15 protein-coding genes and 1 tRNA gene are annotated in these 13,735 nt (G+C 66.2%); 14 read left to right on the top strand and 2 right to left on the bottom strand.

Annotated features, from left to right (window positions below; translation table 11 throughout):
• Positions 1-207: 207 nt before the first annotated feature.
• The 5 genes from rplM to ACFJIT_RS13825 all read left to right on the top strand — a co-directional run bounded on the left by rplM (position 208) and on the right by ACFJIT_RS13825 (position 3,145).
• Positions 208-636, top strand: coding sequence for a 50S ribosomal protein L13 (gene rplM, locus ACFJIT_RS13845; RefSeq protein ID WP_130515231.1), 429 nt, complete (start codon positions 208-210; stop codon positions 634-636).
• A 2-nt stretch (positions 637-638) separates the two neighbouring features.
• Positions 639-1,031, top strand: a complete 393-nt coding sequence (rpsI, locus tag ACFJIT_RS13840) for a 30S ribosomal protein S9 (protein ID WP_130515233.1) — start codon at positions 639-641, stop codon at positions 1,029-1,031.
• Positions 1,032-1,091: 60 nt separating this feature from the next.
• A tRNA-Gln gene (locus ACFJIT_RS13835) sits at positions 1,092-1,166 on the top strand.
• 191 nt (positions 1,167-1,357) lie between these two features.
• Positions 1,358-2,095 carry a 2OG-Fe dioxygenase family protein gene (locus tag ACFJIT_RS13830; protein ID WP_165394592.1) on the top strand — a complete coding sequence of 246 codons (738 nt, stop codon included), beginning with the start codon at positions 1,358-1,360 and terminating at the stop codon, positions 2,093-2,095.
• A 66-nt stretch (positions 2,096-2,161) separates the two neighbouring features.
• Positions 2,162-3,145 carry a fumarylacetoacetate hydrolase family protein gene (locus ACFJIT_RS13825; RefSeq protein ID WP_379653934.1) on the top strand — a complete coding sequence of 328 codons (984 nt, stop codon included), beginning with the start codon at positions 2,162-2,164 and terminating at the stop codon, positions 3,143-3,145.
• Positions 3,146-3,158: 13 nt separating this feature from the next.
• Here the strand turns inward: ACFJIT_RS13825 and ACFJIT_RS13820 are convergent.
• Positions 3,159-3,931 (bottom strand): IS5 family transposase gene (locus ACFJIT_RS13820; protein WP_379653933.1). Its coding sequence is split into 2 segments (ribosomal slippage): positions 3,159-3,592 and positions 3,592-3,931, totalling 774 coding nucleotides; the frame shifts between segments, so codons are not numbered across the junction.
• Between the two features lie 137 nt (positions 3,932-4,068).
• Between ACFJIT_RS13820 and maiA the strand changes: the two genes are divergently transcribed.
• The gene (maiA, locus tag ACFJIT_RS13815; protein WP_130515237.1) at positions 4,069-4,746 is read left to right on the top strand and encodes a maleylacetoacetate isomerase; all 678 of its coding nucleotides are present in this window, start codon (positions 4,069-4,071) and stop codon (positions 4,744-4,746) included.
• Between the two features lie 193 nt (positions 4,747-4,939).
• Here the strand turns inward: maiA and ACFJIT_RS13810 are convergent, their stop codons facing one another.
• Positions 4,940-6,076 carry a PilT/PilU family type 4a pilus ATPase gene (locus ACFJIT_RS13810; RefSeq protein WP_379653932.1) on the bottom strand — a complete coding sequence of 379 codons (1,137 nt, stop codon included), beginning with the start codon at positions 6,074-6,076 and terminating at the stop codon, positions 4,940-4,942.
• A 142-nt stretch (positions 6,077-6,218) separates the two neighbouring features.
• Here ACFJIT_RS13810 and ACFJIT_RS13805 point away from each other — a divergent pair, with 142 nt between their 5' ends.
• The 8 genes from ACFJIT_RS13805 (at position 6,219) to ACFJIT_RS13770 (ending at position 13,719) form a co-directional block, all read left to right on the top strand.
• Positions 6,219-6,644 (top strand): DUF4398 domain-containing protein, encoded by a 426-nt coding sequence (locus tag ACFJIT_RS13805; protein WP_328590467.1) that lies wholly within the window; start codon positions 6,219-6,221, stop codon positions 6,642-6,644.
• Positions 6,641-7,531, top strand: a complete 891-nt coding sequence (locus tag ACFJIT_RS13800) for a hypothetical protein (protein WP_379653931.1) — start codon at positions 6,641-6,643, stop codon at positions 7,529-7,531. Before ACFJIT_RS13805 ends, ACFJIT_RS13800 begins: the two co-directional genes overlap by 4 nt.
• A gap of 334 nt (positions 7,532-7,865) precedes the next feature.
• Complete coding sequence (locus ACFJIT_RS13795) at positions 7,866-8,084, top strand: YdcH family protein (protein ID WP_130515246.1); 219 nt, start codon at positions 7,866-7,868, stop codon at positions 8,082-8,084.
• A 187-nt stretch (positions 8,085-8,271) separates the two neighbouring features.
• A complete protein-coding gene (locus tag ACFJIT_RS13790) occupies positions 8,272-9,642 on the top strand; it encodes a pyridoxal-phosphate dependent enzyme (RefSeq protein WP_130523082.1) in 1,371 nt (456 codons plus the stop codon).
• A gap of 95 nt (positions 9,643-9,737) precedes the next feature.
• Complete coding sequence (locus tag ACFJIT_RS13785; protein ID WP_379653930.1) at positions 9,738-10,937, top strand: cystathionine gamma-synthase; 1,200 nt, start codon at positions 9,738-9,740, stop codon at positions 10,935-10,937.
• Positions 10,938-10,963: 26 nt separating this feature from the next.
• Positions 10,964-11,782 (top strand): ABC transporter permease, encoded by an 819-nt coding sequence (locus ACFJIT_RS13780; RefSeq protein WP_379653929.1) that lies wholly within the window; start codon positions 10,964-10,966, stop codon positions 11,780-11,782.
• 42 nt (positions 11,783-11,824) lie between these two features.
• Positions 11,825-13,159: an ABC transporter ATP-binding protein gene (locus tag ACFJIT_RS13775; protein ID WP_379653928.1), complete on the top strand. Its 1,335-nt coding sequence runs from the start codon at positions 11,825-11,827 to the stop codon at positions 13,157-13,159.
• The gene (locus tag ACFJIT_RS13770) at positions 13,159-13,719 is read left to right on the top strand and encodes a CatB-related O-acetyltransferase (protein WP_379653927.1); all 561 of its coding nucleotides are present in this window, start codon (positions 13,159-13,161) and stop codon (positions 13,717-13,719) included. Before ACFJIT_RS13775 ends, ACFJIT_RS13770 begins: the two co-directional genes overlap by 1 nt.
• Positions 13,720-13,735: the final 16 nt, after the last annotated feature.

The following is a 13,735-nucleotide window of genomic DNA, read 5'->3' as shown; positions in this document are numbered from 1 at the left end:
AGAGGCGCCGCGGCACGCGGCCATGGGACATGTTCCCCCGCACCATGGGCCTATGCCAACCGCCGCAGGCGGCCACTTGCAATGCCAGGCCGGCATCCGTACAATTCCGCGCCTTCCGTTTCACCCTTCACAACGCGTGGCAAAGTTCCGCGCCCTGGCTGTTCGCCGGACGCGCAATCCGCCCGACCAAACACAAGAGCTTCTTCCATGAGCACGTTCACCGCAAAGAACGAGACCGTCCAGCGCGACTGGTACCTCGTCGACGCCTCCGGCAAAACGCTGGGCCGTCTGTCCTCCGAGCTGGCCCGCCGCCTGCGTGGCAAGCACAAGCCGGTCTACACCCCGCACGTCGACACCGGTGACTACCTGGTGGTCATCAACGCCGAGAAGATCACGGTCACCGGCAAGAAGCTCACCGACAAGAAGTATCACCGCTTCACCGGCTACATCGGCAACCTGAAGACCGAGACCCTGCAGCAGGCGCTGGAGCGTCATCCGGAACGCGTGATCGAGACCGCCGTCAAGGGCATGCTGCCGAAGGGCCCGCTGGGCCGCGCCATGTACCGCAAGCTGAAGGTCTACGCCGGTTCCAACCATCCGCACGCCGCACAGCAGCCGCAGGTCCTGGACATCTAATCATGGCTATCACTCAGAACTACGGCACCGGCCGTCGCAAGTCCTCCACCGCCCGCGTGTTCCTGCGCAAGGGCTCGGGCAAGATCACCGTCAACGACCGTCCGCTGGACGAGTTCTTCGGCCGTGAGACCGCGCGCATGATCGTGCGCCAGCCGCTGGAGCTGACCAAGAACACCGAGAGCTTCGACATCGTCGTGACCGCCGCCGGCGGTGGCACCACCGGCCAGGCCGGCGCGATCCGCCTGGGCATCGCCCGCGCGCTGGTCGAGTACGACGAGACCCTGAAGTCCGAGCTGCGCAAGGCCGGTTTCATGACCCGCGATGCGCGCGAAGTCGAGCGCAAGAAGGTCGGCCTGCACAAGGCGCGTCGCGCCACGCAGTTCTCCAAGCGCTGATCGTTTTACGCTTTACCCTGGGCGGCGTGGTTCGTATACTTCGCCGCCCAGCTGCACCATAGCCCCGTCGCCAAGCGGTAAGGCACCTGACTCTGACTCAGGCATTCGGAGGTTCGAATCCTTCCGGGGCTGCCATCTTCAAGAAGAACCCGCCTTCATGGCGGGTTTTTTCTTGCCCGCGCTCTGGCGCCGCCATGCGCTGAACGGGGCCGCGCCCGCTGTGTCTGTTCAACGCCAAGGGCAAGGGCGCCTCTGGGGCCGCGTGTAGAATTTCCGGCTGTTCCGCGGCCGCCATCGCCGCCGCTTCCCCGATACGGCGCCTGCTCATGCGTGTTTCCCCGAATCCTCCCCTGACCCCGGCCGCCGAGGTGCTCGAGCGCATGCGCGTGGACGGCTACGCCGTGCTCGACCGTGCGGCGGTGGGCAGCATCGCCGGCTGCGACGAGGCGGCGCTGGCCGCGCTCGCGCCGGGCTGGGACGATCTGGCGGTGGACACCTACCTGCGCGACGGCGGGCGCTATCGCCGCCGCCGCCACGCCTGCTTCGTGCAGGAGGGCGACGTGCTGACGCTGGCGCCGCACCGCGCGCACTGGCAGTCGGAGGACTACAACGCCCTGCACGGCGGCATGCACCGCTGGTTCGAGCCGGTCGAGGCGCGGACGCTGGCGCTGCCGGCTTGGTCGGGCCTGATCGACGGCTTCGGCCGGCTGTTCGCCCGGCTGCGCGGGCAGCCGCGCTGGTTCATCGAGGCGCACCAGTTCCGCATCGACACCACCGACGGCATCGGCCGGCCCACGCCCGAGGGCGCGCATCGTGACGGCGTGGACTTCGTGGTGGTGCTGCTGGTGGATCGGGTGGACATCAAGGGCGGCGAGACGCGGGTGTTCGAGGCCGAAGGCACCCACGGCCAGCGCTTCACCCTGGCCCAGCCGTGGTCGGCGCTGCTGCTGGACGACGCGCGGGTAATCCACGAGTCCACCCCGATCCAGCCGGCCGGCGAGGCCGGGCACCGCGACACGCTGGTGCTGACTTACCGGGCCGGGGCGTTCCAGGGCGAGGACTGAGCGCGCCTGCCGGCGAACTGGTTACAATCGCAACAATTTCGCTGGGGCAGCCGTGGAGGGCGGGCAATGAAGCTGGGTTCGTTGAAGGAAGGCGGCCGCGACGGCACGCTGATCGTGGTCTCGCGCGACCTGTCGCGTGCGGTGCGCGCGGTCGGCATCGCGCCGACGCTGCAGCGCGCGCTGGAGGAGTGGGCCAGCCTCGCCCCGCGCCTGCAGGCCCTGGCGCAGGCGCTGGAGACGGACCAGGCCGACGGCGTGTTCGCGCTGGACATGGCGGCCCTGGCCGCGCCGCTGCCGCGGGCCTATGAGTTCCTCGATGGCAGTGCGTATCTGGCCCATGTCGAGCGCGTGCGCCAGGCGCGTGGCGCGCAGGTGCCGGAGAGCTTCTACACCGATCCGCTGATGTACCAGGCCACCAGCGCCGGCTTCCTTGGGCCGCGCGAGCCGATCCGCGTGGCCAGCGAGGACTTCGGCGTCGACCTGGAGGCCGAAGTGGTGGTGGTCACCGACGACGTGCCGATGGGCGTGGATGCGGCGCGCGCCGGCGAGCACATCCAACTGGTCGGCCTGGTCAACGACGTGTCCCTGCGCAATCTGATCCCGGCCGAGCTGGCCAAGGGCTTCGGCTTCCTGCAGTCCAAGCCGCGCTCGGCGCTCTCGCCGGTGCTGGTCACCCCGGACGAGCTGGGCGAAGCCTGGGCCGGGCACAAGCTGCACCTGGCCATGCGCACCGAGCTCAACGGCGCCTGGTTCGGCGAGCCGGAGGCCGGGGCGGACATGCAGTTCGACTTCGCCCAGCTGATCGCGCACGCCGCGCGGACCCGGCCGCTGGTGGCCGGTACCCTGGTCGGCTCGGGCACCATCGCCAACCACGACACGGGCAAGGGCGCGTCCTGCCTGGCCGAACAGCGCGTGGTGGAGACCCTGCGCGACGGGCAGGCGAGTACGCCGTTCCTGGCGTTCGGCGACACGGTGCGCATCGAGATGCTCGGACGCGACGGCGCCTCGGTGTTCGGCGCGATCGAGCAGCGCGTCGAACGCCAGGCCTAGGCTGTATCGACATTCAGTCCGTCCACATCGGTATCGAGGCGAGGTACAGGAAGGCCAGGAAGTGGCTGGGCTTGCGGTCGAATCGGGTCGCGATCCGGCGGAACTGCTTGAGCTTGGCGAAGCAACGCTCGATGCGATTGCGCAGGCGGTAGCGCGCCTTGTCGTAAGCCCGCGGCTGCTGGCAACTGCGTGGCGGGATCACAGCTTGGGCACCGTGTGATCGGATCAAAGCCACCAGCTCCCGGCTGTCATAGCCCTTGTCGGCCAGCACGAACTTGGGCTTGAAACCGGCCAGCAGTGCAGGGGCCTGCGTGATGTCGTTGCGCTCCCCGCCTGTGAGCAGAAACCGCACCGGGCGGCCCTGCCCATCCACGGCCAGGTGAATCTTCGTGCTCAGACCTCCTCGGGAACGCCCCAGAGCCGAGTCCGAAGCCCCCCTTTTCCGGTCGCCGCCTGTGCGTGCGCCCGGACGATGCTGCTGTCGATCATCAGGTATTCGTTGCCTCGATCCCGGATCAGGCTCTGGAACACCTGCTCCCAGATGCCCTTGGCGGCCCAACGGGTAAATCGCTTGTGCACGCTTTTATAGGCCCCATAGCGGGGCGGCAGGTCGCTCCAGCGCGCGCCAGAGCGCAACACCCACAGTACGCCATTGACGAAGGTGCGGTTGTCGGCTGCCGTACGGCCAGGATCACTGGCCTTGCCTGGAAGCAGCGCTTCGATCCGCTCCCACTGGGTCTGGCTCAACTCGTAGCGGCTGGGCCGCGCAGGCTTGGTCTTCAACATCCTGCGGAAGATAACCACTGAATGTCGATTCGACCTAGGGCAGGCGCCAGGCGGGCGCACGGCGCCCGCGTGCGCGACAATCGCCGGTTCCGGCCGCCATGGGGGAGGCCGGTGCGACATTCCTCGAGGTTCTGCGCGTGTCCGACCGTCTGCGGCTGTATTCCTATTGGCGTTCCAGCGCCGCTTACCGGGTCCGCATCGGACTGAACCTCAAGGGCTTGCCCTACGACCTAGAGCCGGTGCACCTGGTGCGCGACGGTGGGCAGCAGCACCATCCGGACTACGCGCGGCTCAACCCGCAGCACCTGGTGCCCACGCTGATGCATGGCAAGCGGGTGCTGCGCCAGTCGCTGGCGATCCTGGAGTATCTGGACGAGAGCTGGCCGGAGCGGCCGCTGATGCCGTCCAGCGCCCGCGACCGCGCCCGCGTGCGCGCGCTGGCGCAGCTGGTGGCCTGCGACATCCACCCGCTGGGCAATCTGCGCGTGCTGCGCTTCTTCGACGAGGAATGGCGCGTGCCGCCGGTCGAGCGCGAGGCCTGGGTGCGGCACTGGGTGGGCGAGGGGCTGCAGGCGATGGAGACCCTGCTGGCCAATGACCTGGTCACCGGCACCTATTGCCATGGCGAGGCGCCGGGCCTGGCCGATTGCTGCCTGATTCCGCAGCTGTACAACGCGCGGCGCTTCGAGGTGGACCTGTCGCCCTATCCGACCATCGCCCGGATCGAGCAGGCCTGCCTGGCGCTGCCGGCCTTCATCCACGCCAGCCCCGAGCGCCAGCCCGACGCGCCAGGGCCGGCGCCGCTGGACGCCTGAGAGGTCTCTCCTCCTGTGGGAGTCGCCATGGCTCTCCCTGTAGAGCGGAGCTTGCTCCGCTGTGGCCTTCCCCACGAACCGAACGAAGAGCAGCGGAGTCCCCAAGAGGGGATCGCCACAAGCTCCGCTCTACAGGCAGGTCGCTGCGGGATTTGAAGAGACGGGTGCTCCCACGAGCATGCAGTGGCGCGCCTCAGCCGAAGCCGTGCGTGATGGTCGAGGGGGCGCTGCTGTCGTACAGATCGGCGTAAGGGTCGTGCTCGCCCGAGGCGCCCTCGGACAGGCGGAACTTCAGCGCCAGGCCATCGCGCGAATCGGCCGCGCGCAGCGCCTCCTCCTGGCTGATCCTGCCTTCCTTGGCCATGCGGAACAGGCACTGGTCGAAGGACTCCATGCCATCCTCCAGCGACTCCTCCATGGCCTGCTTGATCTCGTGGATCTGGCCGCGGCGCAGCAGGTCGCGGATTACCGGGGTGTTGATCAGGACCTCGGCGGCCGGCAGCCGGCGCCCGTCCACGCCCTTGACCAGGCGCTGGGACACCACGGCGCGCAGGTTCAGCGCCAGGTTCATCAGCACGTTCTTGTGCGCGGTCTCGGGGAAGAAGTTGAGGATGCGCTCGATGGTCTGGTCGGCGTTGTTGGAGTGCAGCGTGGCCAGGCACAGGTGGCCGGTCTCGGCGAAGGCGATGGCCGCCTCCATGGTGGTCGCATCCAGGATCTCGCCGATCAGAATCACGTCCGGCGCCTCGCGCATGGCGTTCTTCAGCGCGTTGTGGAAGGCGTGGGTGTCCAGGCCGACCTCACGCTGGTTGACGATGGACTGCTTGTGCTTGTGCAGGTACTCGATCGGGTCCTCGATGGTGAGGATGTGCCCGGTGGTGCTGGAGTTGCGATAGTCGATCATCGAGGCCAGCGAGGTCGACTTGCCAGAGCCGGTCGAGCCGACCAGCAGCACCAGCCCACGCGGGGTCATGATGATGTCCTTGAGCACCTCCGGCAGCCGCAGCTCCTCGATCGAGGGGATCTTGCTGCGGATGGCGCGGATGACCATGCCCACCTCGCCGCGCTGCTTGAACACGTTGACGCGGAAGCGCCCGGCCTCGGCCAGGGCCACGGCCATGTTGAGCTCCAGGTCGCGCTCGAACTGCGGCACCTGGCCCTCGTCCATCAGCGAATAGGCGATTTTCTTGACCATGCCCGGCGGCAGGCCGGTGTTGCCAAGGGGGTAGAGCCTGCCTTCGATCTTGATGTAGACGGGCGCGCCGGTGGTCAGGAACATGTCCGACGCGTTCTTTTCCGTCATCAGCTTGAGGAAATAGCCGATGTCCATTAATGAGTCCCCGCTGGCTTGGCGCCTGCACGTCCATTGCAAGTGCGCTATGTGCTTGACGACAATGGCCGCGGATTCCCCCTAGAACGCCGCGGCCATCAAGATGATTCGTAGCTTCGCACAATTCTCCAGACGGCTGTGCGTGACCGGTTTGGCCTTCCTCGCACTCAGTGCCGCCGCGCAGGCGCAGGAAGTGGGCGTGGCCGAACTCGCCGCGGCCCAGGCCGCCGTGCAGCGCGCCAGCGACGCCGACGCCGACCAGTACGCCCCGGACCTGATCCAGGCCGCGCGCGACAAGGTCAGCCAGGCCCAGGCATTGGGCGAGAGCCGCAGCGGCCGCAAGCAGATCCCGCTGCTGGCCCTGCAGGCGCAGGCCGACGCCGACCTGGCCCGTGCGCGCAGCGCGCAGGCCACCGCCCAGGCCCGCCTGGCCCAGGAGCAGTCCGAGATCGATCGGCTGCAGAAGGTCCTGGCCGCCCCGCCGCCGGCGCCGCCCGCCCCGACGCCGCTGCCGCCACAGGACACGCTGCCCACGCTTCCCCTTGACGCCCCGGGAGGCACGCCATGAACCGTTCCCTGTCCCGCGGCCTGCTGCTCGCCCTGGCGCTGGGCCTGGCGCTGCCTGCGCTGGCCGCCGACGACGAGGTCGTAGCCCAGCTCAACGCCCGCCTGAGCGCGCTGGACGCCAACCCCGACCTGCGCGAGCAGGGCGCCTACGAGCGCCTGCAGGCCGTCCAGGCCATCGCCCGCTACGCCGATTCCAAGCGCAGCGAGCGCGATGCCCTGCTGTACGTCGCCCAGCGCCGGGTCGAGATCGCCGAAGTGGCCGCCCAGAACGGCGCCATCGGCCGCCAGATCGACACCCTGGACCGCACCCGCAACGACCTGCTGCTGGAGGCCAGCCGCCGCGAGACCGCGCGTGCGCGCCAGGAGGCCGAGCGCCTGCGGGTGCAGCAGCAGATCCAGGCCGAGGAAGCCGAGCGCCTGCGTCAGCAGGCCGAGGCCGAGGCGGCCGCGCAGGCCGAACAGGTGCAGGAGGTGATTTCCACCGCCACCTCCACCCAGCAGGCCAAGCTCAACGCGGCCCGGCAGAAGGACGCCGCGCTGGCCCGCCAGGAGGCCGAACTGGTCTCCGGCGCCAAGCTGCCCAAGTCCAGCTTCGGCGCCGACGGGGCCGAGACCTTCGTGCTGACGCCGGCCATGTTCCAGGACGGCAAGGCCACGCTGACCGCGGCCGGCAAGTCCGCGGTGCAGGCGCTTGCGGCCTACATGGACGCCACCAAGGGCACCAAGCTGCGGGTGGTGGGCTACGGCGACAAGCAACTCGGCGCCGGCCGCTCGGCGGCCTTGCGGACGGCACTGATTTCCGCCGGCGTGGCCAAGGCCCGGGTCACCGACGGCGGCGGCAAGGGCGCCAGCAAGACGCAGGCGGCCGCGGCCACCGTGGCACCGTGATTCTTATTAAAAATCAGTCATTTATCTGAATCTGCGGCGCCCGTCCCGGTTGCCGGGTGGACGGCCTTCGCCAAGCCAACCTGGACCTGTCTGTGTCCGCCGAACGGTGCTTGTCGCCCCCGAAGGGCAGGAGTAGGGTCGTATCCCCAGGGGGTCGCTGAAGACCTCCTGGATTGACGGAGACGCCGCGCCGATGAAGCCGATGCCCGACCCAATCCAGACCGCTGTGCACGCCCCGTCCGGGCGTTGGTTCATCGATCCGCGCTTCCCCCACGCCACGCCCTGCGCCGTTCACCGGCCGGGGCGTTCGTATTTCCGCTGAAGGAGAATGCCCATGTTTGAAGAGCAGCCGCAGTCCGAAATCGAGGCTTTGATCAAGACCGATCCCGAGTTCAAGCAGCTCTACGAGCGCCACCGCAAACTCAACAAGAAGGTGATGGATGCCGAACTGGGCGTCCTGCCCATCGACGACGCCACCCTGGGCCAGATGAAGCGCGAGAAGCTCCTGGCCAAGCAGCGCCTGCAGCGCAAGTACGAATCCACGCCCCACTGATCTGGTTCACAGTCGCGGGTGCCGGTGACTTCCTCGTCGGACGCCGGCACCCGCGCAATTTGTAGCCCTGCGGCGGCCCTGGTGGCCGCCGCTTTCGCATCCGCCCTTGGGCGCGGGTAGAACTGAACGGCTCGTTGCGGTGGCGATGCCATAATCGCCTGCCCCTCATCACGAGCGTCCCGCCCGCATGGCGATCCATTCCTCGGTCCTCGAACTGATCGGCCGCACCCCCATCGTCAAGGCCCAGCACCTGGACACCGGTGTGTGCGAGCTGTACCTGAAGCTTGAGAGCGCCAACCCCGGCGGCTCGATCAAGGACCGCATCGGCCTGTCGATGATCGGCGCCGCCGAGGCGCGTGGCGAGCTCAAGCCCGGCGCGACCCTGGTGGAGGGCACGGCCGGCAATACCGGCCTGGGACTGGCGCTGGTGGCCCAGCAGAAGGGCTACCGCCTGATCCTGGTGGTGCCGGACAAGATGAGCCGGGAGAAGATCTTCAACCTCAAGGCCATGGGCGCCGAGGTGGTGCTGACCCGCTCGGACGTGGCCAAGGGCCATCCGGAGTACTACCAGGACCTGGCCGCGCGCATCGCCAGCCAGACCCCGGGCGCCTACTTCATCAACCAGTTCGGCAACCCGGACAACCCGGCCGCGCACGAGTTCGGCACCGGCCCGGAGATCCTGGAGCAGATGGACGGCCGGCTGGATGCGATCGTATTCGGCTGCGGCAGCTCAGGCACGATGACCGGCCTGTCGCGCGCCTTCGCCAAGGCCTCGCCGGACACCGAGCTGGTGCTGGCCGACCCGGTCGGTTCGATCCTGACCCAGTACATCAACGAGGGCACGCTGAGCGAGAAGTCCGGCAGCTGGCTGGTGGAAGGCATCGGCGAGGACTTCCTGCCCGGCATCTCCGATTTCAGCCGGGTCAAGAAGGCCTATGCCATCCCGGACAAGGAGAGCTTCCTGACCGCGCGCGAGCTGCTGGCCAAGGAAGGCATCCTGGGCGGCTCCTCGACCGGCACGCTGCTGGCCGCCGCGTTGCGCTACTGCCGCGAACAGACCACGCCCAAGCGGGTGCTGGTGTTCGTCTGCGACACCGGCAACAAGTACCTGTCCAAGATGTACAACGACTACTGGATGCTGGACAACGGCTTCATCGAGCGCCCCCAGCACGGCGACCTGCGCGACCTGATCCTGCGCCCGTACAGCCAGAAGGACACGGTGGTGGTCGCTCCGACCGATCTGCTGACCACCGCCTACCAGCGCATGAAGCTCTACGACGTCTCGCAGCTGCCGGTGATGGAGGGCGAGAAGCTGGTCGGCATCATCGACGAGTCCGACGTGCTGCTGCACGTGTACGGCGACGAGGCGCGCTTCGGCGACCCGGTCGCCACCGCGATGGTCAGCAAGCTGGAGCGGCTGGATGTGGCCTCGCCGATCGAGGCGCTGCTGCCGGTGTTCGATCGCGGGCAGGTGGCCATCGTGATGCAAGGCGAGCAGTTCCTGGGGTTGATCACGCGCATCGACCTGCTCAACTATCTGCGCCGGCGCGTGCAGTGAGCCGCGCCGCATTCAGCTTGTCGTTCATGAACCCGTCGCGCCTGCGTGCGTGACGGCACTGCTAGAATTCCCCTCGATCTCTGAAGAATCCCCCCATGTCCGACCATACCCGCGGGAGCCAGGACGGCGACAGCAGCCTGGCTTTAGCGACGCTCGCCATCCACGGCGGGCAGGCGCCCGACCCCAGCACCGGGGCGGTGATGCCGCCCATCTACGCCACGTCCACCTACGCGCAGCCGAGCCCGGGCCAGCACAGCGGCTTCGAATACAGCCGCACGCAGAACCCGACCCGCTTCGCCTATGAGCGCTGTATTGCGGCGCTGGAAGGCGGCAGCCGCGGCTTCGCCCTCGCCTCGGGCATGGCCGCCACCGCGACCGTGCTGGAGCTGCTGGACAGCGGCGACCATGTCATCGCCATGGACGACCTGTACGGTGGCAGCTACCGCCTGTTCGAGCGCGTGCGCAAGCGCAGCGCCGGGCTGGATTTCAGCTTCGTCGACCTGACCGACCCGGCGGCGTTCGAAGCAGCGATCACGCCGAAGACCAAGTTGGTGTGGATCGAGACGCCCACCAACCCGATGCTCAAGATCGTGGACATCGCCGCGATCGCGCAGATCGCCCGCGCGCGCGGCCTGAAGGTGGTGGTCGACAACACCTTCGCCTCGCCGATGCTGCAGCGCCCGCTCAGCCTGGGTGCGCACCTGGTGGTGCACTCGGCCACCAAATACCTCAACGGCCACTCGGACATGGTCGGTGGCGTGGCCGTGATCGGCGACGATGCCGAGCTGGCCGAGCAGTTGGCCTTCCTGCAGAACTCCGCCGGCGCGGTGCAGGGCCCGTTCGACAGCTTTCTGGCCCTGCGTGGCCTGAAGACGCTGCACCTGCGCATGAAGGCCCATTGCGACAACGCCCTGGCGCTGGCACAGTGGCTGCAGACGCAGGACACCGTGGCGAAGGTCATCTACCCCGGCCTGACCACGCACCCCCAGCACGCCCTGGCCGCCAAGCAGATGTCTGGTTTCGGCGGCATCATCTCCTTCGAACTCAAGGGCGGCGCGGCCGCGGCCAAGTCCTTCTGCGAGCGCACCCGGCTGTTCACCCTTGCCGAATCCCTCGGCGGCGTCGAAAGCCTGGTCAACGTCCCCGCCCTGATGACCCACGCCTCCATCCCCGCCGAGCGCCGCGCGCGCCTGGGCATCACCGATGGGTTGGTGCGGTTGAGTGTGGGGGTGGAGGAGGTCGAAGATTTGCGGGCAGAACTGGGACAAGCGATTGTGTTTGCTTACCGCAGCTGACCTCACTTTACTGGGCAAAATTCTCGATGAGCAGTTCTCTTTCGCCAGTATCGGCGTTACGTAGCTTCGCGCACCATCGCAAGTTGATATATCAACTTGCACAGCGTGAGGTCCTGGGTCGCTATCGCGGATCCATTGCTGGCCTAGCCTGGTCTTTCTTTAATCCGCTGTTGATGCTAGCGGTCTATACCTTCGTTTTTTCCTACGTGTTTAATGCGCGCTGGGGCGGGTCCGTGGAGACGAATCGCGCGGAGTTCGCGATCATCCTGTTCGCCGGCATCATGGTTCACGGCTTCTTGTCCGAATGCATCAGCCGTGCGCCGATGTTGGTGCTGGCCAATGCAAGCTACGTCAAGAAGGTGGTGTTCCCGCTGGAAATCCTGACCTGGTCGGCGGTCGCGTCGTCGCTGTTCCATATGGTTATCACCCTGGCGGTTTTGCTCATCGCTCAGTTGCTGCTTCTGCATCGTTTGCCGCTAACGGTGCTCTATTTCCCGCTCGTGATCGCGCCGTTGGTGATGGTCGCCTCGGGAGTGACATGGTTCTTCGCCGCGCTGGGTGTGTACTACCGCGACATCGGCCAGATCACCGGACTGCTGGCAACGGTGCTGCTTTTCATGAGTCCGGCGCTGTACCCGATTACCTCTCTGCCGGAAGGTATGCGCAAGTGGATCTATCTCAATCCGCTGACCTTCATCATCGAGCAGTCTCGGAACGTACTGATGTGGGGGCTGCCGCCGGACTGGATGGGCTTGCTCAAGTACTCCATCGGCAGCCTCGTCGTCGCGTACGTGGGCTACTACTGGTTCCAACTGGTGCGTCGCGGTTTCGCGGACGTCGTCTAATAATCGCTCGCTGAAGCACCCGCTTCGATTTAAAGGTCCATCATGTCGGAATTGGCGATTCGCGTCTCTGGCGCCTCCAAGTGCTATCAGGTCTACGATAAGCCTCACGATCGCATCAAGCAGGCGTTGTTCCCCCGGGTCGGGCGTTCGTTGGGTCTTGCATCGCGCAAGTATTTCAATGAGTTCTGGGCGCTGCGGGACGTGTCGTTCGAAGTGCGTCGCGGCGACACGGTTGGCATAATCGGTCGTAACGGCTCTGGCAAGTCGACCCTGTTGCAGATGATCTGCGGGACGCTGACGCCGACTTCTGGGTCGATCCAAGTGAATGGACGTGTCGCCGCGCTGCTTGAACTGGGCGCCGGCTTCAACCCTGAGTTCACTGGGCGCGAAAATGTGTTCATGAGCGCGGCCATTCTAGGACTGAGCCATGCGCAGATCGAAGCGCGCATAGACCGCATTCTGGCGTTCGCCGACATCGGCGATTTCATCGATCAGCCGGTCAAAGTTTATTCCAGTGGCATGTATGTCCGATTGGCTTTCGCAGTGATAGCGCACGTGGATGCGGACATCATGGTGGTCGACGAGGCGCTGGCGGTTGGCGACGCGGTCTTCGTCCAGAAGTGCATGCGCTTTCTGCGCGCCTTCCGCGAGCGTGGCACACTGCTCTTCGTCAGTCATGACACCGGTTCAGTGCTAAGCTTTTGCCAATCGGCGCTGTGGCTAGACAAGGGTGCCATGCGGATGCACGCCTCAGCCCAGGAAACCACTCAAGCCTATATCGAATACTGCGCGCAGGAAAGCTACGGCGACGAGGTGAAGCTGCAGGCGCTTGATCAGCGTGAAGGCAAGGTCATCGGGCCGCGTCCTGTTGTCAAGCCGGTGGAAGAGATCAAGCTCGAGCTGTTCGACAACATCGCTCACTCGGATGGTTGGCAATCAGGTGCGGCCAGCATCGCGTCGGTGGCACTCACCAACCTGGATGATCCCGGGCGGCCCTATTTCTTCGGTGGCGAGCACGTCGCGCTGCGCATCGTCGCCCAGGTGCATCGCGAGATGAGAAGTCCCATTTTAGGCTTTTTCGTCAAGGACAGCCTGGGGCAATCGCTGTTCGGCGAGCACACCTTCACCCACGTGCAACCGCCGCTGGACGTGGCCGCGGGCAATCAGCTGGAAGCGGAGTTCGTCTTCCATCTGCCACTGCTGCCAAACGGGGATTACTCGATGACGGTCTCGGTCGCCGAGGGCGATCCTCTAACCAATACGCAACACCACTGGCTGCATGACGCGGTGATTCTCAAGGTCTCCTCGCCCTCCCTGCGCTACGGATTAGTTGGTATTCCGTTCGAGAGGGTGCAGATGAAGATTGCGGAATCCTGATGAACAGTACCTTCCAAAGCAGGATTGCGCTGCTCGTTAGTGATGATCCGCGCATCAGCGTCGGGCGCTTCACTTACGGAAATCCTATGCTGAAAGTTTGGGCGGAGGACGAATCCATCGCCATTGGCGCCTTTTGCTCGATCGCCGACGAGGTGATCATCTTTGGCGGTGGGGAGCACCGCAGCGATTGGGTGACCACGTTTCCCCTGCGGATCGCCTTTGGGGATCCGCTCGCCAAGCGCGACGGTCTTCCAGCTAGCAAAGGACCGACCCGGATCGGTAGCGATGTCTGGCTGGGACACGGCGCGATGGTGCTGTCCGGCGTCAGCGTCGGCGACGGCGCCATAGTCGGCGCCGGTGCCGTGGTAGCCAAGGACGTTCCGCCTTATGCGATCGTCGCCGGAAATCCAGCCAAGGTCGTCAGGAAACGCTTTTCAGAAGATCAGATCGAAGCGCTCCTCGCCATCCGCTGGTGGGATTGGCCGATCGAAAAGATCCACGCCTGCCAACATTTGCTAAGCAGAGACGATGTCGGTGCCTTCATCGCACAGTTTCAGTAGCGCGTCCGCATGACGC

Source organism: Pseudoxanthomonas sp. UC19_8, from assembly GCF_042700505.1.
GTDB lineage: Bacteria > Pseudomonadota > Gammaproteobacteria > Xanthomonadales > Xanthomonadaceae > Pseudoxanthomonas_A > Pseudoxanthomonas_A winnipegensis.
Note: the sequence above shows the minus strand (reverse complement) of the source record. Positions and strands in the feature narration are given on the sequence as shown.

Coding starts and splice junctions, on each gene's coding strand:
- rplM (WP_130515231.1), top strand. CDS start 208: ATGAGCACGTTCACCGCAAAGAACGAGACCGTCCAGCGCGACTGGTAC.
- rpsI (WP_130515233.1), top strand. CDS start 639: ATGGCTATCACTCAGAACTACGGCACCGGCCGTCGCAAGTCCTCCACC.
- ACFJIT_RS13830 (WP_165394592.1), top strand. CDS start 1,358: ATGCGTGTTTCCCCGAATCCTCCCCTGACCCCGGCCGCCGAGGTGCTC.
- ACFJIT_RS13825 (WP_379653934.1), top strand. CDS start 2,162: ATGAAGCTGGGTTCGTTGAAGGAAGGCGGCCGCGACGGCACGCTGATC.
- ACFJIT_RS13810 (WP_379653932.1), bottom strand. CDS start 6,076: ATGGACATCGGCTATTTCCTCAAGCTGATGACGGAAAAGAACGCGTCG.
- ACFJIT_RS13800 (WP_379653931.1), top strand. CDS start 6,641: ATGAACCGTTCCCTGTCCCGCGGCCTGCTGCTCGCCCTGGCGCTGGGC.
- ACFJIT_RS13795 (WP_130515246.1), top strand. CDS start 7,866: ATGTTTGAAGAGCAGCCGCAGTCCGAAATCGAGGCTTTGATCAAGACC.
- ACFJIT_RS13790 (WP_130523082.1), top strand. CDS start 8,272: ATGGCGATCCATTCCTCGGTCCTCGAACTGATCGGCCGCACCCCCATC.
- ACFJIT_RS13785 (WP_379653930.1), top strand. CDS start 9,738: ATGTCCGACCATACCCGCGGGAGCCAGGACGGCGACAGCAGCCTGGCT.
- ACFJIT_RS13780 (WP_379653929.1), top strand. CDS start 10,964: ATGAGCAGTTCTCTTTCGCCAGTATCGGCGTTACGTAGCTTCGCGCAC.
- ACFJIT_RS13775 (WP_379653928.1), top strand. CDS start 11,825: ATGTCGGAATTGGCGATTCGCGTCTCTGGCGCCTCCAAGTGCTATCAG.
- ACFJIT_RS13770 (WP_379653927.1), top strand. CDS start 13,159: ATGAACAGTACCTTCCAAAGCAGGATTGCGCTGCTCGTTAGTGATGAT.